The 26,585-nt window shown below is 74.1% G+C and carries 26 protein-coding genes; 22 read left to right on the top strand and 4 right to left on the bottom strand.

Annotated features, from left to right (window positions below; translation table 11 throughout):
- Positions 1-163 precede the first annotated feature (163 nt).
- The 4 genes from AC1VM9_RS00865 (at position 164) to AC1VM9_RS00850 (ending at position 4,021) form a co-directional block, all read left to right on the top strand.
- Positions 164-835 carry a hypothetical protein gene (locus AC1VM9_RS00865; protein WP_483120617.1) on the top strand — a complete coding sequence of 224 codons (672 nt, stop codon included), beginning with the start codon at positions 164-166 and terminating at the stop codon, positions 833-835.
- A complete protein-coding gene (locus tag AC1VM9_RS00860) occupies positions 832-1,155 on the top strand; it encodes a hypothetical protein (protein WP_483120615.1) in 324 nt (107 codons plus the stop codon). Before AC1VM9_RS00865 ends, AC1VM9_RS00860 begins: the two co-directional genes overlap by 4 nt.
- Positions 1,156-1,618: 463 nt before the next feature.
- Positions 1,619-2,854: an RNA 5'-3' helicase PhoH2 gene (gene phoH2, locus AC1VM9_RS00855; RefSeq protein ID WP_483123944.1), complete on the top strand. Its 1,236-nt coding sequence runs from the start codon at positions 1,619-1,621 to the stop codon at positions 2,852-2,854.
- A 315-nt stretch (positions 2,855-3,169) separates the two neighbouring features.
- On the top strand, positions 3,170-4,021 hold the full coding sequence (locus AC1VM9_RS00850) for an aggregation-promoting factor C-terminal-like domain-containing protein (protein ID WP_483120614.1): 852 nt from the start codon (positions 3,170-3,172) through the stop codon (positions 4,019-4,021).
- Positions 4,022-4,092: 71 nt separating this feature from the next.
- Here AC1VM9_RS00850 and coaA read toward each other — a convergent pair whose 3' ends face one another.
- Entirely contained in the window at positions 4,093-5,091 is a 999-nt protein-coding gene (gene coaA / locus AC1VM9_RS00845) for a type I pantothenate kinase (RefSeq protein WP_481346579.1), read from the bottom strand.
- Between the two features lie 82 nt (positions 5,092-5,173).
- Between coaA and glmS the strand changes: the two genes are divergently transcribed.
- The 9 genes from glmS (at position 5,174) to tsaD (ending at position 14,537) form a co-directional block, all read left to right on the top strand.
- Positions 5,174-7,033: a glutamine--fructose-6-phosphate transaminase (isomerizing) gene (glmS, locus tag AC1VM9_RS00840; protein WP_481341770.1), complete on the top strand. Its 1,860-nt coding sequence runs from the start codon at positions 5,174-5,176 to the stop codon at positions 7,031-7,033.
- A 1-nt stretch (position 7,034) separates the two neighbouring features.
- Positions 7,035-7,385 (top strand): holo-ACP synthase, encoded by a 351-nt coding sequence (locus tag AC1VM9_RS00835; RefSeq protein WP_481341771.1) that lies wholly within the window; start codon positions 7,035-7,037, stop codon positions 7,383-7,385.
- A gap of 62 nt (positions 7,386-7,447) precedes the next feature.
- Positions 7,448-9,109, top strand: a complete 1,662-nt coding sequence (locus AC1VM9_RS00830) for an NAD(P)H-hydrate dehydratase (protein WP_483120611.1) — start codon at positions 7,448-7,450, stop codon at positions 9,107-9,109.
- Positions 9,110-9,182: 73 nt separating this feature from the next.
- Complete coding sequence (gene alr, locus AC1VM9_RS00825; RefSeq protein WP_483120609.1) at positions 9,183-10,472, top strand: alanine racemase; 1,290 nt, start codon at positions 9,183-9,185, stop codon at positions 10,470-10,472.
- Positions 10,469-11,755 (top strand): alpha/beta fold hydrolase, encoded by a 1,287-nt coding sequence (locus tag AC1VM9_RS00820; RefSeq protein WP_483120608.1) that lies wholly within the window; start codon positions 10,469-10,471, stop codon positions 11,753-11,755. The genes alr and AC1VM9_RS00820 overlap by 4 nt, the downstream gene beginning before the upstream one ends.
- 3 nt (positions 11,756-11,758) lie before the next feature.
- Positions 11,759-12,241 (top strand): tRNA (adenosine(37)-N6)-threonylcarbamoyltransferase complex ATPase subunit type 1 TsaE, encoded by a 483-nt coding sequence (gene tsaE, locus AC1VM9_RS00815; protein WP_483120607.1) that lies wholly within the window; start codon positions 11,759-11,761, stop codon positions 12,239-12,241.
- Positions 12,242-12,272: 31 nt separating this feature from the next.
- Positions 12,273-12,998, top strand: a complete 726-nt coding sequence (gene tsaB / locus AC1VM9_RS00810; protein ID WP_481346695.1) for a tRNA (adenosine(37)-N6)-threonylcarbamoyltransferase complex dimerization subunit type 1 TsaB — start codon at positions 12,273-12,275, stop codon at positions 12,996-12,998.
- A 5-nt stretch (positions 12,999-13,003) separates the two neighbouring features.
- Positions 13,004-13,498: a ribosomal protein S18-alanine N-acetyltransferase gene (gene rimI / locus AC1VM9_RS00805; RefSeq protein ID WP_481346696.1), complete on the top strand. Its 495-nt coding sequence runs from the start codon at positions 13,004-13,006 to the stop codon at positions 13,496-13,498.
- Positions 13,491-14,537 (top strand): tRNA (adenosine(37)-N6)-threonylcarbamoyltransferase complex transferase subunit TsaD, encoded by a 1,047-nt coding sequence (gene tsaD, locus AC1VM9_RS00800; protein ID WP_481341778.1) that lies wholly within the window; start codon positions 13,491-13,493, stop codon positions 14,535-14,537. The genes rimI and tsaD overlap by 8 nt, the downstream gene beginning before the upstream one ends.
- Positions 14,538-14,555: 18 nt before the next feature.
- Here tsaD and AC1VM9_RS00795 read toward each other — a convergent pair whose 3' ends face one another.
- On the bottom strand, positions 14,556-15,578 hold the full coding sequence (locus AC1VM9_RS00795) for a glycoside hydrolase family 3 N-terminal domain-containing protein (protein WP_483120604.1): 1,023 nt from the start codon (positions 15,576-15,578) through the stop codon (positions 14,556-14,558).
- Positions 15,579-15,970: 392 nt separating this feature from the next.
- On the opposite strand from AC1VM9_RS00795, the gene AC1VM9_RS00790 reads away from it, so the two are divergent.
- The 4 genes from AC1VM9_RS00790 to AC1VM9_RS00775 are packed head-to-tail and all read left to right on the top strand — an operon-like array spanning position 15,971 to position 18,659.
- On the top strand, positions 15,971-16,972 hold the full coding sequence (locus tag AC1VM9_RS00790) for a nucleoside hydrolase (protein ID WP_481341780.1): 1,002 nt from the start codon (positions 15,971-15,973) through the stop codon (positions 16,970-16,972).
- Positions 16,969-17,796 (top strand): PfkB family carbohydrate kinase, encoded by an 828-nt coding sequence (locus tag AC1VM9_RS00785; RefSeq protein WP_483120603.1) that lies wholly within the window; start codon positions 16,969-16,971, stop codon positions 17,794-17,796. Before AC1VM9_RS00790 ends, AC1VM9_RS00785 begins: the two co-directional genes overlap by 4 nt.
- A 48-nt stretch (positions 17,797-17,844) precedes the next feature.
- Complete coding sequence (locus AC1VM9_RS00780; protein ID WP_481341782.1) at positions 17,845-18,171, top strand: ArsR/SmtB family transcription factor; 327 nt, start codon at positions 17,845-17,847, stop codon at positions 18,169-18,171.
- Entirely contained in the window at positions 18,171-18,659 is a 489-nt protein-coding gene (locus AC1VM9_RS00775; RefSeq protein WP_483120600.1) for an SRPBCC family protein, read from the top strand. Before AC1VM9_RS00780 ends, AC1VM9_RS00775 begins: the two co-directional genes overlap by 1 nt.
- 233 nt (positions 18,660-18,892) lie before the next feature.
- On the opposite strand, the gene AC1VM9_RS00770 is transcribed toward AC1VM9_RS00775, so the two are convergent.
- A complete protein-coding gene (locus tag AC1VM9_RS00770; protein ID WP_483120598.1) occupies positions 18,893-20,155 on the bottom strand; it encodes a THUMP-like domain-containing protein in 1,263 nt (420 codons plus the stop codon).
- Between the two features lie 216 nt (positions 20,156-20,371).
- Between AC1VM9_RS00770 and groES the strand changes: the two genes are divergently transcribed.
- Together groES and groL are read left to right on the top strand one after the other, a co-directional pair.
- Positions 20,372-20,668: a co-chaperone GroES gene (gene groES, locus AC1VM9_RS00765; protein ID WP_481341785.1), complete on the top strand. Its 297-nt coding sequence runs from the start codon at positions 20,372-20,374 to the stop codon at positions 20,666-20,668.
- Between the two features lie 115 nt (positions 20,669-20,783).
- A complete protein-coding gene (groL, locus tag AC1VM9_RS00760) occupies positions 20,784-22,400 on the top strand; it encodes a chaperonin GroEL (RefSeq protein WP_481341786.1) in 1,617 nt (538 codons plus the stop codon).
- Positions 22,401-22,529: 129 nt separating this feature from the next.
- Here the strand turns inward: groL and AC1VM9_RS00755 are convergent, their stop codons facing one another.
- Complete coding sequence (locus tag AC1VM9_RS00755) at positions 22,530-22,817, bottom strand: WhiB family transcriptional regulator (RefSeq protein ID WP_481346704.1); 288 nt, start codon at positions 22,815-22,817, stop codon at positions 22,530-22,532.
- 371 nt (positions 22,818-23,188) lie between these two features.
- Between AC1VM9_RS00755 and AC1VM9_RS00750 the strand changes: the two genes are divergently transcribed.
- From AC1VM9_RS00750 to guaB, 3 genes are all read left to right on the top strand, one after another.
- Complete coding sequence (locus tag AC1VM9_RS00750; protein WP_483123943.1) at positions 23,189-23,764, top strand: sigma-70 family RNA polymerase sigma factor; 576 nt, start codon at positions 23,189-23,191, stop codon at positions 23,762-23,764.
- Positions 23,761-24,840: a hypothetical protein gene (locus AC1VM9_RS00745; RefSeq protein WP_483120596.1), complete on the top strand. Its 1,080-nt coding sequence runs from the start codon at positions 23,761-23,763 to the stop codon at positions 24,838-24,840. Before AC1VM9_RS00750 ends, AC1VM9_RS00745 begins: the two co-directional genes overlap by 4 nt.
- 154 nt (positions 24,841-24,994) lie before the next feature.
- Positions 24,995-26,515 (top strand): IMP dehydrogenase, encoded by a 1,521-nt coding sequence (gene guaB, locus AC1VM9_RS00740; protein ID WP_481341790.1) that lies wholly within the window; start codon positions 24,995-24,997, stop codon positions 26,513-26,515.
- Positions 26,516-26,585 lie beyond the last annotated feature (70 nt).

Raw genomic sequence — 26,585 nt, 5'->3', positions numbered from 1 at the left:
GGCGGTCCGCGCCGTCGCCACCCAGACTGGCACCATCACGACCGCCGACCGACCGACATCCGTGCCGCCGACCGGCATGACCCATCGCACGACCGCACGACCGCACGACTGGCACGACTGGCACGACTGCACGACCCGACGCACGAGGACGACGAGGAGCACCATGTCCGACCCGATGAAGGGCACGCCGCTGGCGGCCTTCGACCTGCCCGACGAGGTCTTCGGCCTCGGCGCCGGCGAGCTGGCCTACCTGCTGTCCCGGCACGAGACCCCGGCCGGGGAACGCTCGCGCCACATCCTCATGCTCGACCCACGCGTCGCGGACGAGGGCGCCCTCCTCGCCGGCGCGTCCGGCCTGGCCTCGCGCGGCTGGTTCCGGCTCGCGGACGACGGCACCGGCGAGACCCTCTCGAACGCGGCGCTCGTCGAGTACGTCACCGGCGCGGCGACGCGGTGGACCCGGATCGGCCTCGTCGGCGAGGACGTCAGCCAGCTCGACGTCGCCGTCTTCCTCGAGTCCGACGCCGTGACGGCGCTCATGCAGCCCCGGCAGCTCGCGTCGTGGTTCGTCCGCCTCGGCGAGCCGGACGTCGACCGCGCAGCCCTCGTCACGTCGCTCGTCCGCGAGCGGTTCGCGGCCAACCCGGCCGTCGGCGTGTTCCTCGAGGTGCAGACCCTCGGGGGCGCGAGCAACCTCGCGATCCGCCGGTCCGGTTCCGGCTACGAGGCGCTGCGCGACGTCGCGGGCCCCGGCACCGGCGCCGGTGGCGTCGTCGACGAGGCCGGCCTCCTCGAGGCGGTCGGCGGCCTCTACGCCGAGGGGGTGCCCGCGTGAGCACCCCGCACACCGGTGGCCCGACGCCGCCGAAGGAGCCGTTCTCCTACGTCAGCCAGGACCGCGGACTGCTCACGCTCAAGATCCGCGAGCCGGCGCTCATGGCCCTGTTCTTCCTCGCCTTCATCGTCCTCGGCATCGTCTTCTTCCTCATGGTCAAGAAGGGCGCCGACCAGGGGGCCGAGGGTGCGATGGGCGTCGCCTACCTCATCCTGGCGATCTTCGGTGGCCTCGGGCTCGTCGGGTTCGGCATCGCCGTTCGGCGGTGGGCGTGGAAGCGGGAGTACGTGCGGGTCATGGGCCGCTCGCCCTGGTCCTGACGCCGGCTGCCGCGGCGCGCCACCGCCGCCGCGACGCATCACCGACGCCGCGGTGCCGGGGCCGGGGCGGTGACCGCAGGGTGAACACTCGGGCGACACGACGACTCCCGGCCGCTCAATGCGCCCCGCCGTCGGTCCCGGGTCGTACCGTCGTGCCAACGGCCGACACCCGTCGGACGTTGCCAGGAGGCCCACCCATGGAGCGATCGCTCAGGACGGAGGGCCGGGCCCAGCGCCACCCTCTGGTGGTCACCGCCCGGCATCTCGGGAGCGAGTAGGCGCGCGACGCGCGCCGCGTAGGGAGTGGGACATGGCACGCACGACACGTCCGGTCACGACGGACTACGCCAGCACGACCACCAAGCCGGCCGCGGACTCCACACGCGCCACCACCCGCAAGCGACGTCCTCCGCACAAGACGTACGTCCTCGACACGTCGGTGCTCCTGTCCGACCCTCGGGCGATGCTCCGGTTCGCCGAGCACGAGGTGGTCCTGCCCGTCGTCGTCGTCACCGAGCTCGAGGGCAAGCGACACCATCCCGAGCTCGGCTACTTCGCCCGCCAGGCCCTGCGTCTCCTCGACGACCTGCGCATCAGCGCCGGGCGCCTCGACGAGCCGGTCCGCGTCGGCGACGCCGGCGGGACCCTTCGCGTCGAGCTCAACCACACCGATCCCATGTCGCTGCCGGCCGGGTTCCGCCTCGGCGACAACGACACCCGCATCCTGTCGGTGGCCAAGAACCTGTCGAACGAGGGCTCCGACGTCACGATCGTCAGCAAGGACCTCCCGATGCGGGTCAAGGCCTCGGCGTGCGGTCTCGAGGCGGAGGAGTACCGCCACGAGCAGGGCGTCGACTCCGGCTGGACCGGCCTCATGGAGCTCGAGGTCACGACCGACGAGCTCGACCAGCTATACGACCGGGGCCGCATCGAGCACGCTGGTGCGGCCGAGCTGCCCTGCCACACCGGTCTCGTCCTGCTCTCGCCGCGGGGAAGCGGTCTGGGGCGGGTCGGGGCGGACAAGCAGATCCGGCTCGTGCGAGGCGACCGTGACGCGTTCGGCCTCCACGGCCGCAGCGCCGAGCAGCGCATCGCCCTCGACCTGCTGCTCGACCCCGACATCGGCATCGTCAGCCTCGGCGGCCGTGCGGGCACGGGCAAGTCGGCGCTCGCCCTCTGCGCCGGCCTCGAGTCGGTCATGGAGCGGCGGGCGCAGCGCAAGGTCATCGTCTTCCGCCCGCTGTTCGCGGTCGGCGGCCAGGAGCTCGGGTACCTGCCCGGCACCGAGCAGGAGAAGATGAACCCGTGGGGCCAGGCGGTCTTCGACACCCTCGGGGCGCTCGTGTCGACCGAGGTCGTCGAGGAGGTCATGGACCGCGGGCTGCTCGAGGTGCTGCCGCTGACGCACATCCGCGGTCGCTCCCTGCACGACGCGTTCGTCGTCGTCGACGAGGCCCAGTCGCTCGAGCGCAACGTCCTGCTGACGGTCCTGTCCCGCATCGGGCAGAACAGCAAGGTCGTGCTGACCCACGACGTCGCCCAGCGCGACAACCTCAGGGTCGGCCGGCACGACGGCGTCGCGGCGGTCATCGAGAAGCTCAAGGGCCACCCGCTCTTCGCCCACGTGACGCTGACCCGCAGCGAGCGCAGCCCCATCGCCGCCCTGGTCACCGACCTGCTCGAGGGCATCGAGATGTGACCCTGGTCATACGCAGGACAGGGTCCCCGAGCGCGTCGCTCGGGGACCCTTCCCGTGCGGCCACCCGGGTGCACCGTGGCGCTGCTGTGGATGCCGACTTGCCTCGAGGTGGGGTCGGCTGGCACGGTGGGGCCCTGAAGATCTCGGAACGGTAACGGCCTGGCTGCGGGGAGCGGGCCGTCACCCGCCCGAGAACACCGCCCCTCCACCCCGTCGACCACCGCCGCCAGGTGCGCTGCCCTGCGCCCTGCGCGGGTCCCGACCCGCGCAGACGGTCGACGTGTCCCACACCGCAGGAAGGCTGACCCCACCTCCATGGCACGGTACGAAGGCCGCCACCGCAACGCGTCGACCCCCGCACCCCGCCCCGGCGTCCCCGCGCGTCCCGAGCCGGACCGGCACCACGCCGACCGCCTCGCCCCGGACGCCGCCGTGTCCGAGGACACCCAGGTCCTCTCCCGCCGCCGGGACCGCCGAGCCCCGAAGCGCAAGCGCCGCGCCGCCCGGCCCGTCCTCGCGGGCGCCCTCGCCCTCGGCCTCGGCGCCTCCGGCTTCGCCTACGCCCGGTCCGCCAACCTCATCGGCGCCGACCCGGCCGCGTTCGTCGTCGGCTCGGGCGTCGTCGCCCAGACCGACGAGCTGGCGCGCGCGTCGACCGTCGACACGACCTACCGCGCTGCCGCGTCGGTGTCTCGCAACGAGCGCCGCACCGCCATCGCCGCCACCGGCCTGCGTGACGCCGCCGCCCTCGAGGCGCGCCAGAAGAAGGAGGCGGCCCGCGCGGCCGCCGAGGCCAAGGCGGCCGCCGAGCGCGCCCAGGCCGAGCGCGAGCGGCAGCAGGCCATCGCCCACGCCAAGGACGACCCGAAGGGCGCGGCTCGCGTCCTCATGGCCGACTACGGGTGGACGAGCGACGCCCAGTACAACTGCCTCGTCAACCTGTGGACCGGCGAGAGCGACTGGCGCTGGTTCGCCGAGAACCCCTCCTCGGGGGCCTACGGCATCCCACAGTCGCTGCCGGGCCGCAAGATGGCCCAGTTCGGGGGCGACTGGCGCACCAACCCGCTGACCCAGATCAAGTGGGGGCTCTGGTACATCGACATGTCCTACGGCAACCCCTGCAACGCGTGGTCGACCTGGCAGGCCCGCTCCCCGCACTGGTACTGAGCCATTCGTACCGAGCCAGACTGGCCGGACTCCACCGGCCGCGACGAGCGGCCCGCCCACCGGTGGACGCGTCAGATCTTGCGCAGCCGGACGCGGCGGACGCCGTGGTCGGCCCCCTTGGTCAGCACGAGCGTCGCCCGCGAGCGCGTCGGCTGGATGTTCTCGACGAGGTTGGGGCCGTTGATCTCGCGCCAGATCCTGTTGGCCGTCGCGACGGCTTCGGCGTCGGACAGCACGGCGTAGCGGTGGAAGTAGGAGTGCGGGTCCGAGAACGCGGTCTCGCGCAGCCGAAGGAACCGCTCGACGTACCAGTTGCGGATGTCGTCGACCCAGGCGTCGACGTAGACCGAGAAGTCGAAGAAGTCGCTGACGGCCAGGCCCGTGCCCCTCACCGGGTGCACCTCGGGCGCCTGGAGCACGTTGAGGCCCTCGATGATGAGCACGTCCGGCTGGCGCACGACGATCCGCTCGCCGGGCACGATGTCGTAGGTCAGGTGGCTGTACACGGGGGCCGACACCTCCGCGCGGCCCGACTTGATGTCGGCGACGAACCGGAGCAGGGCGCGCCGGTCGTAGGACTCGGGGAAGCCCTTGCGTCCGAGCAGCCCCCGCTCCTCGAGGGTCGCGTTCGGGAAGAGGAACCCGTCGGTCGTCACGAGCGCGACCTCCGGGGTGTCGGGCCAGCGCGCGAGCATCTCGCGAAGGACGCGGGCCGTCGTCGACTTGCCGACCGCCACCGAGCCGGCGACGCCGATGACGAAGGGTGTCCTGGCCGGCCGTTCGCCGAGGAACTCGCTCGTGACCTGGTGCAGGTGGCGGGTCGCCCCGACGTAGAAGTTGAGCAGGCGCGACAGGGGGAGGTACACCTCCTCGACCTCGTTGAGGTCGACGCGGTCACCGAGGCCCTGCAGCCGCGCGAGGTCGGTGTCGTCGAGGTTGAGCGGGTGGTTCTCGCGCAGCCGCGACCACGCGGCGCGGTCGAGCTCGACGTACGGTGAGGGGACCGGAGAGCTCGGGCCCCCGGCGCCCGGGCCGGGCACGAGCGACGGCCGGCTGGTTGGCTGCGACACGCCGCCATTGTGTCGGACGTGCCCGGGTGCCGCCGCGCGGGCGAGGCAGTGGCGTGCCGACCCGTCCCCTAGGCTGGTCCCCATGTGCGGAATCGTGGGGTACGTCGGACGCGCGAACGACGGGACGGCGCTCGACGTCGTCATGGAGGGACTCGCCCGGCTCGAGTACCGCGGCTACGACTCCGCCGGCGTCGCACTCATCGACGGCGACCACGTCGAGACCCGCAAGAAGTCGGGCAAGCTGGCCAGCCTCGCCGCCGAGATCGGGGAGCACCCGCTGCCCACGTCGACGACCGGCATCGGGCACACCCGCTGGGCCACGCACGGCGGCCCGACCGACGAGAACGCGCACCCGCACCGCGGCGGGCGCGACGGCAAGCTGGCCCTCATCCACAACGGCATCATCGAGAACTTCCACGCGCTGAAGAAGGGGCTGCTCGACGACGGGGTCACCTTCGCCAGCGAGACCGACACCGAGGTCGTCGCCCACCTCGTCGCCCGCGCCTACGACGCCGAGGGTGACCTCACGGCGGCGATGCGCACGGTGGTCGCCGACCTCGAGGGGGCGTTCACGCTCCTGGCCATCCACGCCGACCAGCCGGACGTCGTCGTCGGCGCACGCCGCAACAGCCCGCTCGTCGTGGGGCTGGGAGAGGACGCCAACTACCTCGGCTCCGACGTCGCGGCCTTCATCGGCCACACCCGCCATGCCCTCGAGCTGGCCCAGGACCAGATCGTCACGATCACCCCGGAGGGCGCGACCGTCGTCAACTTCGACGGGACCCCCGCCGAGGGCAAGGCCTACGAGGTCACGTGGGACGCCGCCGCCGCCGAGAAGGGCGGCTACGCGACCTTCATGGAGAAGGAGATCAACGACCAGCCCCATGCCGTGCGCGACACGCTCCTCGGGCGCACCGACCCCGAGGGCCGGCTCATCCTCGATGAGCTGCGGATCTCCGAGGAGCAGCTCAAGCGCGTCGACCGGATCACGATCGTCGCCTGCGGCACCGCGGCCTACGCCGGCATGACGGCGAAGTACGCCATCGAGCACTGGACGCGCATCCCGGTCGAGGTCGCCCTCGCCCACGAGTTCCGCTACTGCGACCCGATCGTCAACGAGCGCACGCTCGTCGTCTCGATCAGCCAGTCCGGCGAGACGATGGACACCCTCATGGCCGTCAAGCACGCCCGGGACCTCGGTGCCCTGACCATCTCGATCTGCAACACCCACGGGTCGACGATCCCGCGCGAGTCCGACGCCGTGCTCTACACGCACGCCGGGCCCGAGATCGCCGTGGCCTCGACCAAGGCCTTCCTCGCCCAGATCACGGCGAGCTACGTGCTCGGGCTCTACCTCGCGCAGCTGCGTGGCGGCTCGTTCGCCGACGACGCGGCCGCGGTCATGAAGGAGCTGGCCGAGGTCCCGCCCAAGATCGAGGCGCTGCTCGCGCAGATGGGCCGGGTCAAGGAGATCGCCGGCTTCATGGCCGACACCCGCTCGGTGCTCTTCCTGGGGCGCCACGTCGGCTATCCCGTCGCCATGGAGGGGGCGCTGAAGCTCAAGGAGCTCGCCTACATCCACGCCGAGGGCTTCGCGGCGGGCGAGCTCAAGCACGGCCCGATCGCGCTCATCGAACCGGGGCAACCGGTCTTCGTCGTCGTGCCCTCGCCGACGAGCGAGCACGGCCTGCACGGCAAGGTCGTCAGCAACATCCAGGAGATCCGCGCCCGCGGCGCCCGCACCCTCGTCATCGCCGAGGAGGGCGACGACGCCGTCGAGCCGTTCGCCGACGAGGTGATCCGGGTCCCTGCCACCTCGCCGCTGCTCGCCCCGCTGCTCACCGTCGTGCCGCTGCAGGTCTTCGCGCTGTGGCTGTCCACCGCCAAGGGCCTCGACGTCGACCAGCCACGCAACCTCGCCAAGTCCGTCACGGTCGAGTGACGTGATCGTCGGGGTCGGCATCGACGTCGTCGACATCGCGCGCTTCGAGCAGACGCTCGAGCGCACGCCGGCGCTGCGCGAGCGGCTCTTCACGCCGGAGGAGCGTGGGCTCGGCATCGCCTCGCTCGCCGCGCGGTTCGCGGCCAAGGAGGCCCTGGCCAAGGCGCTCGGTGCGCCCGTCGGATTGCACTGGACCGACGCGCGCATCGTGACGAACGACGACGGCAGGCCCTCGCTCGAGATCGGCGGCACCGTGCAGGCCCGCGCGAGCGACCTCGGCGTCGACAGCTTCCACGTGTCCCTGTCCCACGACGCCGGCGTCGCGTCCGCGGTCGTCGTCGCCGAGGGCTGACCGCCCGACCGAGTCGCACAGCCGGCGGCGGCGCGCCGACCGACCTGCACCGAGGAGAGCCGATGATCCGTGCCTACGACGTGAAGACCATCCGCGCCGCCGAGCGGGCAGCCATGGCCGAGCTGCCCGAGGGCGAGCTGATGCAGCGTGCGGCGCGGGGGCTGGCCGAGGTCGCGGCCGCTCGGCTCGCCGACCACGACGGCGCCACCGTCGTCGGCCTCGTCGGCGCCGGCGCGAACGGCGGCGACACCCTTTTCGCCGTGGCCCACCTGGCCGAGGCCGGGTATCCCGCGGCCGTCGTCCTGCTGCCGTCCGGCGGCCGCGACGGCGTCCACGCCGCCGGACTGGCGGCCGCCGAGGACGCCGGCACCGTGGTCCATGTCGTGGCGCAGGACCCGGCGGGCTCCGAGCGGGCCGTGGCCGAGGCGGACGTCGTGCTCGACGGCATCGTGGGCATCGGTGGCCGGCCGGGTCTGCGGCCCGACGCCGCACGGCTCGTCGACGCCGTGGACGACGACGCCTGGGTGCTGGCCGTCGACGTCGCGAGCGGTCTCGACCCCGACGGAGGGTGGGCCGAGCCGTCGGCCACCGCCGACGCCGGCGCTGTCGATGCCGTTGACACCGACGACGCCGACGACGCCGTGTGGGCCGACGAGACGGTGACGTTCGGCGCGCCCAAGCCGGTGCACCTGCTCCCGCCCGGCGAGGCCGCGTCGGGCCGGCTCACCGTCGTCGACATCGGCCTGGACCTCGACGGCATCGACCCGGCCGTCGAGCGGCTGACCCACGCCGACGTCGCTCGGCTGTGGCCGGTCCCGCGACAGTCCGACGACAAGTACTCGCGCGGCGTCCTCGGCGTCGTCGCGGGCGGCGAGTCCTACACCGGTGCGGCGGTGCTGTGCACGACGGCGGCCGCCGAGGCGGGCGTCGGAATGCTCCGGTACGTCGGCACCCCGACCCCGACCGCCCTCGTGCGCCAGGCCGTGCCCGAGGCGGTCACCGGCGACGGGCGCGTCCAGGCGTGGGTCCTCGGACCCGGGCTCGACGCGTCGAGCGCCGACGGCGTCACGGACGCCGCTGCGGACGCCGCGGCCCAGCTCGCCGTGGCCCGTGCGGCCCTCGCGAGCGACCTGCCCGTCCTCGTCGACGCCGGTGGCCTCGACCTCGTCGCCGGCCGGCGGGAGGCCCCCACGGTGCTGACGCCGCACGCGGGCGAGCTCGCCCGGCTGCTCACCCGCCTCGAGCGTCGCTCCGCCGGGACCGATGACGGAGGTTCGGACGTCGCGGCGCAACCGCCGAGCGTGGACGGTGGCGGAAGGTCCGTCACCGGCCCCGCGTCGGACGCGCCCGACGTGACGCCCGACGCGGTCCGTGCCCAGCCACTGCACCACGCACGCCGCCTCGCCGCCCTGACCGGCGCCACCGTCCTGCTCAAGGGCGCGACGACGCTCGTCGTGACGCCGGGCCGGCCGGTGCGCTCGCAGGCCGACGCCCCGCCGTGGCTCGCGACCGCCGGCGCGGGGGACGTGCTCTCCGGGATCATCGGCACGCTCCTCGCCTCCGGCCTGCGACCGCATGACGCCGCCGCGCTCGGGGCGCTCGTGCACGGCGTCACGGCCGACCGGGTGGCCCGGGGCGGCCCCCTGCGGGCGCTGGCCGTCGCACACGGCATCCGGCCCACGGTGCGCGACCTGCTCCACCGGGGCCGCTCCGCCCCGGAGTGACGCCGGGCGTCCGGCGCGACGCCCGGTGACCCGCCGACCCGAACCGGGTGCCGAACCTGCGAGACTGCACCCGATGAGCACGACCGACACCACCGGACCCGGCGCGCCCACCGCGCCCGCCGCGCCCGCAGCGCCCACCGCGACGCCGACGACCGCCGACCCCCTCGCATCGACCCACGGCACCACCGTGTGGGCCGAGGTCGACCTCGACGCGCTCGCCGCCAACGTCGCCACCCTGCGCGCGCTCGCGCCCTCCTCGGAGTTCATGGCCGTCGTCAAGGCCGACGCCTACGGTCACGGCCTGCTGCCCGTGGCCCGGACCGCGGTCGCCGCCGGTGCGACCTGGCTCGGGGCCGCCCAGTTCGCCGAGGCCTTCGCCCTGCGCGACGCCGGCCTCACGGCTCGGATGCTGACCTGGCTCAGCGTGCCGGGCAGCGACTTCGCCGGGGCCATCGCCCGCGACATCGACCTGTCCGCGTCCGCCCCGTGGGTGCTCGACGAGGTCGCGGCGGCGGCGCGGTCCCTGGGACGCGCGGCGCGGGTGCACCTCAAGGTCGACAGCGGCCTGGGCCGCGGCGGTGCGTACGGCGCCGACTGGACCACGCTCGTCGACCACGCCCGACGCCTCGAGGCCGAGGGCGCCGTCAGCGTCGTCGGCATCTGGACCCACTTCGCGCACGCGGACGCCCCCGAGCACCCGACCGTCCTCGCCCAGCAGGAGCGCTTCTTCGAGGCCGTGGCCGAGGGGGAGCGCGCCGGTCTGCGCCCCGAGGTGCGACACCTGGCCAACTCGGCCGCCACGCTCGTGCACCCCTCCGCCCACGCCGACCTCGTGCGTCCCGGGATCGCCATGTACGGCCTGACGCCGGTGCCGCAGGTCGACGACGACTTCGGCCTGCGCCCGGTCATGACGGTCCGGGCCCGGCTCGCCCTGGTCAAGCGGCTGCCCGCGGGCCAGGGCATCAGCTACGGGCACGCGTACACCCCCACGGTCGACACCGTCGTCGGCCTGGTGCCCGCCGGGTACGCCGACGGCATCCCGCGCAACGCGACGAACGTCGGTCCGGTGCAGGCCGGTGACCTTCGCACGACGATCGCCGGACGCGTCTGCATGGACCAGTTCGTCCTCGACCTCGGTCCCGACGCCCGGGCGCAGGCCGGTGACGTCGTGACGCTGTTCGGCGGCGGGCCGGACGAGCCGACCGCCCAGGACTGGGCCGACGCGACGGACACCATCAGCTACGAGATCGTCACCCGGCTCGGTCCACGTGTGCCCCGGATCCATGTGGGCGGACGCCATGACGCGGGTACGTCCCCCGCCGACGGCGCGCCCGGCGCCGCAGCGACGAAGGGCGAGGCATGACCGAAGGGCAGAGGCGAAACCCGGTGCTCGGGATCGCCGCCGCCGGCCTCGGCGTGGCCGCGGGCGTCGCGGCCGGCGTCGCCGCGGGGATCGCCGCCGACCGGGCGGGCAAGCACCGTGCCGCGATGGCCGCCCTCGAGACGCCCGAGCTGCTCGACATCACCCCCGACGAGGAGCACATCGTCCTGACGAGCGACGGTGTCGCGCTGCACGTCGAGGTCGACGTGCCGGACCCGGAGGTCGCCGCCGCGGCCGCTCGCGGCACGACGCGCCACGGACGCGCCGACGAGCTGCCGACCGTCGTGCTGACGCACGGCTACTGCCTCAGCCTGCGCTGCTGGGTCTACCAGCGGCGCGCCCTCCGGGCGGCCGGCTTCCGGGTCGTCAGCTGGGACCAGCGCGGCCACGGGCGCTCGGCCGGCGGCGAGAAGGACAGCTACACCATCGACCGCATCGGGGCCGACCTGCACCAGGTCATCGCCGAGCAGGCCCCGACCGGTGACCTCGTCCTCGTCGGCCACTCGATGGGCGGCATGACGATGATGGCCCTCGCCGAGCAGGACCCGGCGCTCGTCAGCGAACGCGTCGTCGGGGCGGCCTTCGTGGCCACGAGCGCCGGCGGCCTGACGCTGGCCGCGGGCGGCCGGATGGCGACCTTCGGCCGCCTCATGCTCGAGCGGCTCGGCCCGAGCGTCCTGACGCCGCTCAGCGCCCGGCCCGAGCTGTTCTCACGGATCCGGCGGGTCGGCCGCGACCTCGAGCACTTCCTCGTCGAGCAGAACTCGTTCCACTCGCCGGTGCCGCGCTCGGTCGTGCGCTACACGGCGGACATGCTCCTCGGCACGCCGCTCGACGTCGTCAACGACTACATCAAGACCTTCGACGGGTTCGACAAGCGTCCGGCCCTCGCCGCCTTCCGGCACGCCATCGTGCTCGTCTTCAACGGCCGCGAGGACATCCTGACGCCGCCCTCGCACAGCGAGCTCATCGTCGAGGCGATCCCGGGTGCCGAGCACGTCGTCGTCAACGACGCCGGCCACGTCATCATGCTCGAGCACCCCGACCTGCTGAACGCGCAGCTCGTCGCCCTCGTCGAGCAGTCGGCGCGCGCCCGCGCCGAGGAGCTCCCCGTGGAGCGCCAGCCCCGGGTGCGCCGCATCGTCACCGACGTCGCCAAGACGCGCCGGCAGCGTCGCCTCGAACAGCAGGCCGACGACCTCGTCCGCCTGCAGCGCCGACGCGGCAGGCGCGGCCGGGCGGCTCGCCCGGCGCGCGAGGGCTGAGTCGTGGCGGCCACGGCGACGCTGACCTGGCGGTCGACCGAGGACACCCAGGCGTTCGGACGCCGGCTCGGGCGCCTCCTGTGCGGCGGTGACCTCCTCGTCCTCACCGGCGACCTCGGCGCCGGCAAGACGACCCTGACCCAGGGCATCGCCGAGGGGCTGGGGGTGCGCGGCCCGATCACCTCGCCGACGTTCGTCATCGCCCGGGTCCATCCCTCGCTCGTCGGTGGCCCGGCCCTCGTGCACGTCGACGCCTACCGTCTCGGCAGCGCGATCGAGCTGGACGACCTCGACCTCGACGCGGACCTCGAGGCGAGCGTCACCGTCGTCGAGTGGGGAGCCGGCCTGGCCGAGCAGCTGAACGACGAGCGGCTCGAGCTGACGCTGACCGGTGACGACGTGCGCACGGTGCGCATCGACGGCGTCGGGTCGCGCTGGGACGCGGTGCTCGAGGACCTCGCCCACGACCCCACCGCCTCGTCATGAGTGCGGGCACGCCTCGGATAGCCTGACGCGCGTGCTCCTGCTCGCCATCGACACCTCGACGACGGCCATCACCGTCGCCCTGCACGACGGGTCGTCGGTCCTGGCCCGGGCCACGACCCTCGACGCGCGAGCCCACGCCGAGCACCTCGCCCCCGGGATCCGGTCGGTCCTCGCCGACGTGGACGCCGCACCGGCCGACGTCACGCACGTCGTCGTCGGCATCGGCCCGGGCCCGTTCACCGGGCTGCGCGTCGGGATCGTCACCGGGCGCACCTTCGGCTTCGCGCTCGGGCTGCCGGTGCGCGGACTGACGAGCCTCGACGCCATCGCGCACGAGGCGTGGCTCGGCGGGCGTCGTGGCGACCTGCTCGTCGCGACCGACGCCCGCCGCAAGGAGGTCTACGCCGCGCGGTACGCGCTGGACGACGCCGGTGCCATCCGCGTCCTCGACCCGGTCGTCGCTCGCGCGGGAGACCTCGAGCCCGACCTGCGCGACCTGCCGGCGGCCGGACGCGGTCCGCTGCTCTACCCCGACGCGCTCCCCGGCGCCGTCGAGCCGCTCGACGTCGATGCCGGCGCGCTCGCCGACCTCGCGGTGCGACGCCTCGGAGCCGGTGGCGCGACGACGCCCGCGTCCGGTGCAGCCACCCTGCAGCTCGTCGACCCCGGGGACGGCTTCGACGGTCTCGAGCCGCTCTACCTGCGCCGTCCCGACGCCGCTCCGGCCGCCCCCTCGACCAAGTCGACGCTCGGGTGAGCGCCGTGGCGACACCGGGCCCGGTCCCCGCCCAGGGCGTCATCCTGCGCGAGCTCGAGTGGACCGACCTGCCGACGCTGGCCGCGCTGGAGGAGCAGCTGTTCGCCGACGACGCGTGGTCCCCGCAGACGTGGTGGTCCGAGCTCGCCGCCCGGCCGCGCCGCGAGTACGTCGTCGCGCTCGATGCCGGTGGCGCCGTCGCCGGGTACGCCGGCCTCGACCTCGCCGGCGAGACCGCCGATGTCATGACCGTCGCCACGGCGCCGACCCACCAGGCGCGCGGCGTCGGCCGGCTCCTGCTCGAGGAGCTGCTCCGACGCGCCCGCGCCCACGGCGTCGAGGCGGTCCTGCTCGAGGTGCGCGCCGACAACGACGCCGCCCGCCGCCTCTACGACCGCGCCGGGTTCGAGGTCATCTCGGTCCGCCGCCGCTACTACCAGCCCGGAGGCGTCGACGCCCTCGTCATGCGCCTCCTGCTCGGGAAGGAGACCCATGGCTGACGAGCCGCTCGTCCTCGGCATCGAGACGTCCTGCGACGAGACCGGGGTCGGGATCGTCCACGGCCAGACGCTGCTCGTCGACACCGTCGCCAGCAGCGTCGACGAGCACGCGCGCTTCGGCGGTGTCGTACCGGAGGTCGCGAGCCGCGCGCACCTCGAGGCGATGGTCCCGACGATCGAGCGCGCGTGCCGCGAGGCGGGCGTCACGCTGCGCGACCTCGACGCCATCGCGGTCACCAGCGGGCCCGGCCTCGCCGGTGCGCTCCTCGTCGGCGTCGCGTCGGCCAAGGCGCTGGCCGTCGCCCTCGACAGGCCGATCTACGGCGTCAACCACCTCGCCTCGCACGTCGCCGTCGACATCGTCGAGCACGGCCCGCTGCCCGAGCCGACGATGGCGATGCTCGTCTCGGGCGGGCACTCCTCCCTGCTGCTCGTGCCCGACGTCACGGGTGACGTCCGCTCGCTGGGTGCGACGATGGACGACGCTGCGGGGGAGGCCTTCGACAAGGTGGCCCGCGTCCTCGGGCTGCCGTTCCCGGGCGGACCGCACGTCGACCGGGTCGCGCGCGAGGGCAACCGCGTCGCCATCGACTTCCCGCGCGGACTGACGACCGGGCGCGACCTCGAGCGGCACCGGTTCGACTTCTCCTTCTCGGGCCTCAAGACCGCCGTCGCACGGTGGGTCGAGACGCGTCAGCGCGCGGGGGAGGCGATACCCGTGGCCGACGTCGCGGCCAGCTTCCAGGAGGCCGTCGTCGACGTCCTGACCCGCAAGGCGCTGCTCGCGTGCAAGGACAACGACGTCGACCACCTCCTCATCGGCGGCGGCGTCGCCGCCAACTCGCGCCTGCGGGCCCTCGCTGAGGAGCGCTGCGCCAGGGCCGGGGTGACGCTGCGGGTGCCGCGTCCGGGCCTGTGCACCGACAACGGCGCGATGGTCGCAGCGCTCGGGGCGCAGATGGTGGCCAAGGGACGTGCGCCGAGCGACCTCGGGCTGCCGACCGACTCCTCGATGCCCGTCGAGGCGGTCAGCGCCTGAGAGCGGCCGCGCGCCTCGTCAGTTGCAGCGGGCCAGCCCCATCCGGACCTTGAGGTCGACGACCCGGGTCGCGGCGGCCTGCACCTTCGCCGCGAACCCGGGGTCCGCCGCGATGGCCGCCTTGAGGGCCCGGTGCATCGCGCCGACCGTCGAGGGTCGTGCGGTGAGGACGATGTCGCCGCCGGCTGCGACGAAACGCGTCGCACGCTCGCCGGTCGGCACGGCGGCGACGGCCTTCGCGGCGCCGACGTCGTCGGTGATGACGACGCCGTCGTAGCCGAGGCGGCCCCGCAACAGGTCGGTGATCACGGCCCGGGAGAACATGGCGTTCGTCCCGGGGTCGATGCGGCTGTAGATCGCCGAGCCGACCATGACGAGGTCGGCGCCGGCGCGGATGCCCGACTCGAACGGCTCGAGGTAGGGGTCGTCCGTGGTCGTCGTGCCGTCGGTGATACCGGTGGCGGTCACGTCGGTGTTGCCGGTGATGCGGCCGAGGCCGGGAAAGTGCTTGACGGTGGCGGCGACGTCCCCGGCCCGCATGCCGCGCACGAACGCGGCGACCATCCGCGCGTTGGTGGCCGGGTCGTCCGAGAACTCGCGCCCGTACCGGCCGATCGGCTGGTTGGCGCGGCCGACCGAGTCGGGCACGGTGTCGGCGACCGGGGCGAGGTTGACGTTGACGCCGGCGGCGGCCAGCTGCCGGGCCCAGCGCGCGGCGTCGGCCTCGAGGCCCGTGGCGCCGTCCCGGGTCTGGTCGAGGGCCGAGGGGATGGTGCTGAAGCCCTCGCCCTGCAGCTGCTGCACGGCGCCGCCCTCCTGGTCGGCGGCGACGAGCAGGCCCAGCCCGGCCGTGGCGGGTCCGGCGAGCGAGGCGAGGTGGCGGGTCGTGGCCTCGACGTGGGCGGCCCCGGCGTGCCACCCGCCGAGGAGGATGACGCCGCCGAGGTGGCGGGCCTGGACGAGCGCGTCGAGGCTCGTGCGGTCCGCATCGGCGTCGAGTCCGACCATGATGAGCTGTCCGGCGCGCTGGGTCGCGCTCATCCCGTCCACGATGCGCTCGGCGCAGGACCGGGTCGGCGTCGGGGTGGCGGGAGTCGTGGGGGACGTCGTGGCCGGTGAGGTGGCCGGAGCGGTGGACGTGGGTGGCTGCGTCGACGCGCCGGCGGTCGTCCCTGGCGGCGTCGTGCCGGCCGGGGAGGAGGTGGCGGTCGGCCCGGGGGTCGACGAGCACGCCGCGAGGAGGCCCACCGCGGTCACCGCCACGAGGGCGCCGAGCCGTGCCCGGCCGCCTCCACGGGGTCGGCCGCGGCGGGGACGTCGGGGCGCGCGCTCGTTCACCACCCGACCCTAACGCCGACGTCCCACCGGACCCGCGTGGTGTGCGCCCACTCGCCGACGCCGGGTGGCGCCGGCGCGGACGGTACGGTGCCGACGTGACCACCAGCCCCATCCCACCCGTGCCGGTCGTGCTCGACGTCGACACGGGCGTCGACGACGCCTGCGCCCTGCTGCTGGCCGCGCTGCACCCCGCCCTCGAGCTGCGGGCGGTCTCGTGCGTCGGCGGGAACGCACCGGTCGACGACGTCGTGCGCAACACGCTGCTGGTCCTGCAGACCGCGGGGCGGACCGACGTGCCGGTGGCCAGGGGTGCCGACCGGCCGCTGCTCGAGCCGGCCCTGCACGCGCGACACGTGCACGGTGAGGACGGGATGGCCGACCTCGGCTGGCCGGCCCCGACGACACGGCCCGACCCGCGGCACGGCGTCGAGCTGCTGCGCGACGTGTGCCGGGACGCTGCGGCGCAGGGACGTCCGGTGACACTCGTGCCGCTGGCACCCCTGACGAACATCGCGCTGCTGCTGCGCACCTACCCCGACGTCGTGAGCGGCATCGCCGAGATCGTCTTCATGGGCGGCGCGGCCGACGTCGGCAACGCGACGGCCTCGGCCGAGTTCAACGTCTTCCACGACCCGGAGGCCGCCGCGATCGTCCTCGACGCCGCCGCCGAGCTCGGCATCCGCGTCACCATGTACGGCCTCGACGTGTTCTACGCGCCCGTCGTGGGCCGTGCGGACTCGGCCCGGCTCGTCGCCGTGGGTGGCCGGGGCCCTGCCGAGCTCGGCGGCCGGCTCATGGAGCACCAGCGCGTCCGGCTCGGTGACGCCTCGACGATCGGCGACGCCGGGGCCGTCTGCGCCGTCATCGACCGCGGCGCCCTGCGCACCCGCACGCTCCCGATGCGGGTCGAGCTCGCCGGGACCTGGTCGCGGGGCCGCACCATCGTCGACCGCCGTGAGTGGGAGGATGCCCGCGCGCACGACCCCCACGGCGAGGCACCCGTCCGCGTCGACGTGGCGCTCGGGGTCGACGGCGAGCGCTACGCGCGCCTCTGGGTCGAGACGCTCCTCGCAGCCGAGCAGGTGGAGCAGCCGTGACGGGCCGCGTGGTCGTCCTCGGGTCGCTCAACGCCGACGTCGTGACCCGCGTCGAGCGCCACCCGCTGCCCGGCGAGACGCTGCTCGGCGAGGCCGCGGGTCGGTTCGCCGGGGGCAAGGGCGGCAACCAGGCCCTGGCGGCCAGACGGGCGGGTGCCCGAGTCGTCATGGTCGGCGCGGTCGGGGCCGACGAGGCCGGCGAGGCCTACGTGGCGCGCCTGTCCGCGGCCGGTGTCGAGCCGGCCGTGACCCGGGTGCCCGACGCGCCGACCGGCACCGCGTACATCACCGTCGACGAGGCCGGCGAGAACACGATCGTCGTCGTGCCGGGCGCCAACGAACGGGTGGCGGACGCGGCGCTCGAGGCGGTGCGGCTGGTCCCGGGCGACGTGCTGCTCTGCTCGCTCGAGGTACCTCTCGACCTCGTCGCCCGGGCTGCGCTCGCAGCGCACCGGGCGGGGGCCCGGGTCGTGCTCAACCTCGCCCCGTACGCCCCGGTGCTGCCCGATGCGGTCGCCGTCGGCGACCCCGTCGTCGTCAACGAGTCGGAGATGCGCCAGCTCGCCGACTCCGACCTCGTGCCCGGCTCGCTGCTCGTCACCTTCGGCGCGGCGGGAGCCCGGTGGGGGCTCGAGCAGGTCGACGGCCTGACCGTGCCGGCCGGGGAGGTGGTCGACACCGTCGGGGCGGGCGACGCGTTCTGCGGCGCCCTCGCCGCGGCGCTCGCGGCCGGGGCGGACGACCGTTCGGCGCTCGAGGCGGCCAACCGGGCCGGCGCCGACGCGGTGCGGTGGTCGGGGGCCCAGCCGGACGGGGCGCTCTGACCGCTTCGTACCCTTCCGGTTACGTAACCGGAGTGTTACGCTCATCGGGTGAACCGGACGTGGGAGGCGCTGACCGACCCGACGCGTCGGACCATCGTCGAGAACCTCGCGCGGGCCGAGCTGACGGCCGGTGAGGTGGCGGCGCTGTTCGACGTCGCTCGGCCCGGCGTCTCACGGCACCTGCGGGTGCTGCGCGAGGCAGGCGTCGTCGAGGCGCGGCCGGACGGCCAGCGGCGCGTCTACCGGCTCGTGCCCGGTGCGCTCGACGAGGTCGAGCAGTGGTGCCGCGACGTCCGCGCGTTCTGGGGGCAGCGGCTCGACGCCCTCGACACCGAGGTGGCCCGCGGGCAGCGGGCAGCGACGAAGGAGACGTGATGACCGAGCTGACCCGCGTGCTGGGCCGCATCGAGCAGGCGGGCGACACCGTGACCGTGGTGTTCGACCGGCACTACGCGACGACGCCCGCCGACCTGTGGCAGGCGTGCACCGACCCCGCCCGCCTGGCCCGGTGGTTCGCCCCGGTCAGCGGCGACCCGCGCGAGGGCGGCTTCTTCACGATCCACTTCGACGACGCCGACACCCCGCACTGCCGCGTCGTCTCGTGCGAGGCCCCGACGCGCCTGGTCTGGGAGTGGCCGGTCGGCGAGGTCGCCACCCTCGTCACGGTCGCGGTGACGCCGGACGGGGACGGCGCGCGCCTCGTGCTGCGCCACGCCCGCCTCGACGCCGCCCGCGTCGCGGGGTACGCCGCCGGCTGGGACACCTACGTGCGGCGCCTCGCGGCCGACCTCTCGGGCGAGGACCTGCCCGAGTGGGACGCCACCTGGACCGCCCTTCACGCCCGGTACCGGGCAGGCACCTGACGCCGACGGGTCCGTCGACCGCCGAGCTCGGCCCTGCGCTCCCTCCCCGGTCGCATCGGACGGCGCCCGCGCGATCTGCAACGACACGCCTCCGGCCGCGCGTGGACGTCTTCTCTTCGTACGCACTCCGGCGCCTCGTCGGCGTCAGGTCTCCTGGTCCGTGGCAGACCACCGACGAGGAGGCGCCAGAGGCACGGACGAACCGGGCGTGGACGCCCGTGGGATCGGGGCCGTCAGGCGGGGGTGACGACGAGCGCGACCTGGCCGCCGGCCACCCGGGTCACGACGAGCGTCGCCTCGGAGCCGCCCTTGCCGCGCCCCGTCATCTTCAGCTGCCGACGCAGCCGGTCCGCGTCGAGGGTGACGCCGCGCTTCTTGATGGTGACCCGGTCGAACCCCTGGTCGCGCAGCCACCGTGCGAGGTGCTTGGTCGACAGCGGCATCGCGGCGTCGACCCGGAAGCGGCGGGCCCACGGCACGTCGACCGCATGGTCGGCACCGACGTAGCCGACGCCCGTCGCGAGCTCCCGCCCGTCGGTCGCGGCGACGAGCGCACCGGTCAGGTCGGCGCGGATGACCGCCCGGTCGGGCTCGTAGAGCCAGGCTCCCACGCGCGATACCGAGGCGACGGGCTCGACGCCCGCCCCGGCCGCCGCGTCGGCCTCGGTGACGACGTGGGTCGACGTCGTGCTGCTCACCGACGCGGTCCGGCCCGGGTGCTGGACGAGCGGCCCCCACCACACGGCGCACTCGAGAACTTCGCCGTGCCAGGAGGTCCACTGGGCCTCGGCCCCGACGGGCAGGGCCCCGTGCGGGAACCCCGGCGACAGCTTCGCACCCGTGGCCGGGACCGCCTCGGCCACGGCGAGCACCTGCTGCCACGAGGGCGAGATGGCATCGAGGGAGAAGACCCGACGCGTCCGGCCGCGGACGTCCGCCACTCCGGTGACGCGTCGGGCTGGGTCGAGCCACACGCCGACCCGCGACGCGTCGGCCACCGTGGGCCTACCGCCGGGGGAGCCGAGCAGGGCGACGTCCTCCGCGCGGCCGACCTCGACGCGCGCGGCGGGCCAGTGGCGGAGGTTGACCGCGGCGATCCGCGCGGTGGTCTCGTCGGCCTCGACCCCGCGGACCCGCAGGTCCAGGCTGGCGAACGCCATCGCGTCGGCGCCCAGCCCGCACCCGAGGTCCCAGACCTCCTCGAGGCCCGCCGCGACGTACCGGTGGGCGTGCCGGGCCGCGACGCCGAGGCGGGTGGACTGCTCCAGCCCGTCGGCGGTGAAGAGCATCCCCGCCGCGAAGTCGCCGAACTTCTCCGTGCCCCGGGCCCGCAGCCGTGACTGGTTGAGCGCCGCGGCGACGAGGTCGGCGTCGTAACCGGCCTCGCGGAGGCGGGTCTGCAGGTGCAGGGCGGAGGCCTCGTCGTACGGCGGCAGCGACCGGAGCAGGGCCCAACCCTGGCCGGTCGCGAGGCGGTCGACCATCGCCGGGTCCATGCCGCCATCCTGCCAGCCGAGGACACGACACCCGAGTTCTGGCACTCGACTTGACCGAGTGCTAACGGCAAACCTAGATTTGCTCGTGCTGGCACTCTCGGCCTGAAAGTGCCAACGCCCTCCTCGAGGGAGGTCGACCCCCGCGACGGCGGCCAGCCTCGAAGAGCCCACAGTCCGCAAGTCAACTCCGACTGTCCCGAAGGGAAGGTCACCACCGTGTCGGTTTCCATCAAGCCGCTCGAGGACCGCATCGTCGTCAAGTCCCTCGAGGCCGAGCAGACCACCGCGTCCGGCCTCGTCATCCCCGACACCGCCAAGGAGAAGCCGCAGGAGGGCGAGGTCCTCGCCGTCGGCCCCGGCCGCTTCAACGACAACGGCACCGAGCGCGTCCCGCTCGACGTCAAGGTCGGCGACAAGGTCATCTACAGCAAGTACGGCGGCACCGAGGTCAAGTACGGCGGCGAGGAGTACCTCATCCTCTCCGCGCGCGACGTGCTCGCCGTCGTCGGCTGACCCGACACCCTCAGCCGTGACCGCACCCCGGTGAGCCCCGACCGGGGACTCCCGGGGTGCGTCCGGTTCCCGGCCCCACCAACGCCACCGCAACACCCGAGCCAGAAGGAACACCATGGCCAAGATGCTGGAGTTCGACGACTCCGCCCGTAAGTCCCTCGAGCGCGGCGTCGACGCGCTCGCCAACGCCGTCAAGGTGACGCTCGGCCCCAAGGGCCGCAACGTCGTCATCGACAAGAAGTGGGGCGCTCCCACCATCACCAACGACGGTGTGACGATCGCCCGCGAGGTCGAGCTCGAGGACGCGTACGAGAACCTCGGCGCGCAGCTCGCCAAGGAGGTCGCGACCAAGACCAACGACATCGCCGGTGACGGCACGACGACGGCGACCGTCCTCGCCCAGGCCATGGTCAAGGAGGGCCTGCGCAACGTCACCGCCGGTGCCGCACCGGCCGCCCTGAAGCGCGGTATGGACAAGGCCGTCAGCGCCGTCAACGACGAGCTGCTCAAGCACGCCCGCGACGTCGACGGCAAGGACGAGATCGCCTCCGTCGCGACCCTCTCGGCCCAGGACGCCACCCTCGGCGGCCTCATCGGCGAGGCCTTCGACAAGGTCGGCAAGGACGGCGTCATCACCGTCGAGGAGTCCTCGACGACCGCCACCGAGCTCGAGTTCACCGAGGGCATGCAGTTCGACAAGGGCTACCTCTCGGCGTACTTCGTCACCGACGCCGAGCGCATGGAGACCGTCCTCGAGGACGCCTACGTCCTCATCAACCAGGGCAAGATCTCCGCGGTCGCCGAGGTCCTGCCGGTCCTCGAGAAGGTCGTGCAGTCCGGCAAGCCGCTGCTCATCATCGCCGAGGACGTCGAGGGCGAAGCCCTCTCGACGCTCGTCGTCAACAAGATCCGCGGCACGTTCAACGTCGCCGCCGTCAAGGCCCCCGGCTTCGGCGACCGCCGCAAGGCGATGCTCCAGGACATCGCCGTGCTCACCGGCGGCCAGGTCATCGCCCCCGAGGTCGGGCTCTCGCTCGACCAGGCCGACCTGACCGTCCTCGGCCAGGCCCGCCGCGTCGTCATCACCAAGGACGACACGACCATCATCGACGGTGCGGGCGAGGAGTCCGAGGTCGTCGGCCGCGTCAACCAGATCAAGGCCGAGATCGAGCGCACCGACTCCGACTGGGACCGCGAGAAGCTCCAGGAGCGCCTCGCCAAGCTCGCCGGTGGCGTCTGCGTCATCAAGGTCGGCGCGCACACCGAGGTCGAGCTCAAGGAGAAGAAGCACCGCATCGAGGACGCGATCTCCGCGACGCGTGCCGCGATCGAGGAGGGCATCGTCGCCGGTGGCGGCACCGCCCTCATCCACGCCTCGACCGTCATCGACGGGCTCGGCCTGTCCGGCGACGAGGCCACCGGTGCCGCGATCGTCAAGAAGGCGGTCCAGGAGCCGCTGCGCTGGATCGCCGAGAACGCCGGCCTGCAGGGCTACGTCGTCACCTCCAAGGTGGCCGAGATGGCGATCGGTCAGGGCCTCAACGCCGCGACCGGCGAGTACGGCGACCTCATCGGCGCCGGCGTCATCGACCCGGTCAAGGTGACGCGTTCCGCGCTGCGCAACGCCGCGTCGATCGCCTCGATGATCCTGACGACCGACACGCTCGTCGTCGAGAAGCCCGAGGAGGAGCCGGAGGGCGTCGGCGGCCACGGCCACGGCCACGGTCACTGACCTCACACGCACAGAGAGAGGGCCGCTCCCCTGGGGGAGCGGCCCTCTCCGCGTTCCGGTAGGTCCGGTGGTTCTGTGTGTCCGGTGGTCCTGCCGGCCCCGGCACGCCGCCTGTCGTGGGGCGGTGCGTCAGGACGCCGCCTGCACCGTGTCGTAGAGCAGCTCGCGCTCACCCTCGGTCAGCCCGCCCCAGACCCCGTAGGGCTCGCGCACCTCGAGGGCGTGCGAGCGGCAGGCCTCCACGACGGGGCAGCCCGCGCAGACGGCCTTGGCCTCGGCGTCGCGGTTGCGCCGGCGCGGACCGCGTTCGCCCTCGGGGTGGAAGAACACGTCGGGGCTGACCCCGCGGCACGCTCCGTCGAGCTGCCAGTCCCAGAGGTCGGCAACCGGTCCCGGCAGGCGGGTGATCTCAGCCATGAACTCGTCTTTCGGGTCGGGCGGGTGGGGCCGCCGGGTCCAACGGGCGGCCGGAGGTTTCCCCATGCAGGGCCGCGCCATCGACGCTAACCGGGCCCGCGACCACGGTTAAAGAGCAGAATCTTCAAGACTTGTTCAAGACTTGCCAACCAGATGGCATGCTCGTCGGGGGACCTCCGCGGCCCCCGGGGCGACGGCCTCTCGAGCGTCCCGGGCGCGGTCCGACCCACTACCATGAGGGCGCTCTGCAGGAGCGCGGACGGGCACGACGACGGCCTCGCGGCCACGACACACGACCATCGGGGGAACGAGGTGCAATGGGTCCGGGACGCTCCCCGTCGGCGCGCGTAACACCGAGCGGCGTCGACGCGATGGACCGGGTGGACGCACGGCCCCTCCGTGACCTCGCGGCGCTCTCCGGCCGCGATCCCCGCGCCCACGAGCTGCTGCTGGCCCGGGTGCGGGAGCTGGCCCTGAAGTACGCCCGTGTCCGCCTCGGCCGGTTCGGTGCCGAGGACACCGCGCAGGACGTCGCCCAGGAGGTGTGCATGGCTGTCATGACGGCCCTGCCGACCTACGAGGAGCGCGGCCTGCCGTTCGAGGCGTTCGTCTACACGATCACCTCGCGCAAGCTGGCCGACGCCCAGCGTGCCGCGATGCGCGGTCCGGCGCCGGTGCCGGAGGTGCCGGACGGCCCCGACGAGGCGCCGACGCCCGAGTCGGTCGCCGTGATGCGCGACCAGGCCGCTGTCGCGATGGAGCTCATGCAGCGGCTGCCGGCCCAGCAGCGCGAGATCCTCATCCTCCGGGTCGCTGTCGGGCTCTCGGCGGACGAGACCGCGGCCGCCCTGGGGATGTCCGCCGGCGCCGTCCGCGTCGCCCAGCACCGGGCGCTCGGCAAGCTGCGCACCCTCGTCGCCGAGGCCGAGGCGGGTGACGTGGCATGACCGACCTGTACCCCATCGACGACCTCGTCGCCGACGACCTGCTCCTCGACCGCATCGGCGCGCGCGGTGCCGACCCCGGCGAGCCCCTGGCCGTCCTGCTCGGTGCCCTCGCGGCGCACGCCGACACCGCGCTGCCCGGGCGCACGGCGCACCGAGGCCGACGCACCCGGCACCGCTACCTCGGCGCCTTCGCCGCGCTCGCCATCGCCGCGTCCGGCGCGGGTGTCGCGGCAGCGGTCTCGCTGCCGGACCGCGGCCCGAGCCACGCCGACCACGTCCGGGTCCTGCAGGAGATGGAGGACAGCGCGCGCAGCTCCGCGCCGAGCGGCCTGTTCTCGAGGCTCGGTCTGCCGCAAACGGCCGGCACGACCGCGGCCCGCAACCTCGTCCTGGTCCGGCGGGCGGACGGTGCCATCGTCCTGCTCCCGCCCGCTCAGGCCGCGGCGATCGAGGCAGCCGGGGTCCCGGGCGCTCCCGGTGCGGCCTCGCGCCGCACCGGCAACCCGGGTGACGCGGTCCGCGCCGATGCCGCGGGCGGCGCCCAGGGCGGCGCCGGTGCCGGTGGTACGAGCGGCGCCGGCGTCGGCCAGCCGGGTGCCCCGGACGGCCAGGGCGACACCGCCGAGGACGAGAGCCAGGACCCGGCCCAGACCTCGACCGGCGAGGCCACGAAGGCCACGAAGACCACGAAGGCCCCCAAGGGCAAGCCGGGGCCCAAGGGCGGCGCCACGGGGACGCCCACCCCCGCGACGTCATCGACCCCGCCGTCCCCGCTGGCCCAGCCGCTGAGCGGCCCGGCACCGAGCGGAACGAGCGGAGCGAGCGGGACGAGCGCAGGCGGCACCGGTGGTGCGGCGCGACCCTCGGCCGTGCCGACGGCGCCCGTCCCGCCGGCCACGCCCCTCACCGGCCGCCCGAGCCCGACCGGTCGCGGCACGGGCTCCGGGTCCGGCACGGACGCCTCGGCCGCAGCGGTGGCCGGCGCCGGCGAGGCGCTGGCCCTCGTCGACGAGACGGTGACCGCGCTCCGCGACCTGCTCGGAGCCGACGCGGCCCCCGCGGCGCCGGCTCTCTGACCGCCGGCGCGCCCCCCGCTCGGGGTGGGGGTGGAACCCGTCATCGCGTCAGGCGAGGTGTCCGGGAGGGCGTACAGGAGGGCGACCGGGAGACGGCCGGGAGACGGCCGGGAGGGCGTCCGGAGGGGCCTGTCGCAGCCTTTAGACTTGGCCAATGAGTCTCGGATCGTCTGATGTGCCGGCCCCGTTCGCCCAGATGGGCCTGACCTACGACGACGTGCTCCTGCTGCCGGGGTACAGCGACCTCGCCCCCACCGACATCGACACGACGACCCGCCTGACGCGCGAGCTGTCCATCCGCACGCCCCTCATCTCCGCCGCGATGGACACCGTCACCGAGTCGCGGATGGCCATCGCCATGGCACGCCAGGGCGGCATCGGCGTCCTGCACCGCAACCTCTCGATCCAGGACCAGGCCTACCAGGTCGACCTCGTCAAGCGGACCCAGACCGGCATGATCGCCAACCCGGTCACCATCGGCCCGGACCGCACCCTCGAGGAGCTCGACCAGATCTGCGGCGAGTACCGCATCTCGGGCCTGCCCGTCGTCGACGGCGACAAGAAGCTCATCGGCATGGTCACCAACCGCGACCTGCGCTTCACGCCCGTCGCCGAGTGGGCCACCACGCGGGTGCGGGACGTCATGACCCCGATGCCGCTCATCACCGGCCACGAGGGCATCAGCCGCGACGACGCCACGGCCCTGCTGCGCCAGCACAAGCGCGAGCGGCTGCCGATCGTCGACGCCGAGGGCCACCTCGCCGGCCTCATCACCGTCAAGGACTTCGTCAAGAGCGAGCAGTTCCCCGACGCCAGCAAGGACGACGCCGGCCGGCTCATGGTCGGCGCGGCCATCGGCTACTTCGGTGACGCGTGGGAGCGCGCGACGACGCTCATCGAGGCCGGCGTGGACGTCCTCGTCGCCGACACCGCGCACGGCCACGTGCGGATGCTCCTCGAGATGGTCGAGCGGCTCAAGTCCGACCCGGCCACGCGCCACGTCCAGGTCATCGGCGGCAACGTCGCCACCACCGACGGGGCCCAGGCGTTCGTCGACGCCGGAGCCGACGCCGTCAAGGTGGGTGTCGGCCCCGGCTCGATCTGCACGACCCGCATCGTCACCGGTGTCGGCGCGCCGCAGGTCACCGCCGTGCACGCCGCCGCCCAGGCCTGCAAGCCCGCGGGCGTGCCCGTCATCGCCGACGGCGGCCTCCAGTTCTCCGGCGACATCGCCAAGGCCATCGTCGCCGGCGCCGACTCGGTCATGATCGGGTCGCTCCTCGCCGGCTGCGAGGAGAGCCCGGGCGAGCTGATCTTCGTCAACGGCAAGCAGTTCAAGAGCTACCGGGGCATGGGGTCGCTCGGCGCGATGAGCAGCCGCGGCAAGAAGTCCTTCTCCAAGGACCGCTACTTCCAGGCCGAGGTCGAGTCCGACGACAAGATCGTGCCCGAGGGCATCGAGGGACGCGTCGCCTACCGCGGGCCGCTGTCGGCCGTCGCGCACCAGATGGTCGGCGGCCTGCGCCAGTCGATGTTCTACGTCGGCGCGCGCACCGTCCCCGAGCTGCAGGACAAGGGTCGCTTCGTGCGCATCACCTCCGCCTCGCTCAAGGAGAGCCACCCCCACGACATCCAGGGCATCGTCGAGGCGCCGAACTACTCGACGAGCGGCTGACGGTCCGCAGCCACCTCGGACCCTGCCTCGCGCCCGCGAACGGGCGTCCGGGAGGGCCGTGCGGGGTCGG

The sequence above is a fragment of the Monashia sp. HAY1-11D genome (assembly GCF_056868035.1).
The sequence above is the reverse complement of the archived record's forward strand: the minus strand, read 5'-3'. Positions and strand labels throughout refer to the sequence as shown.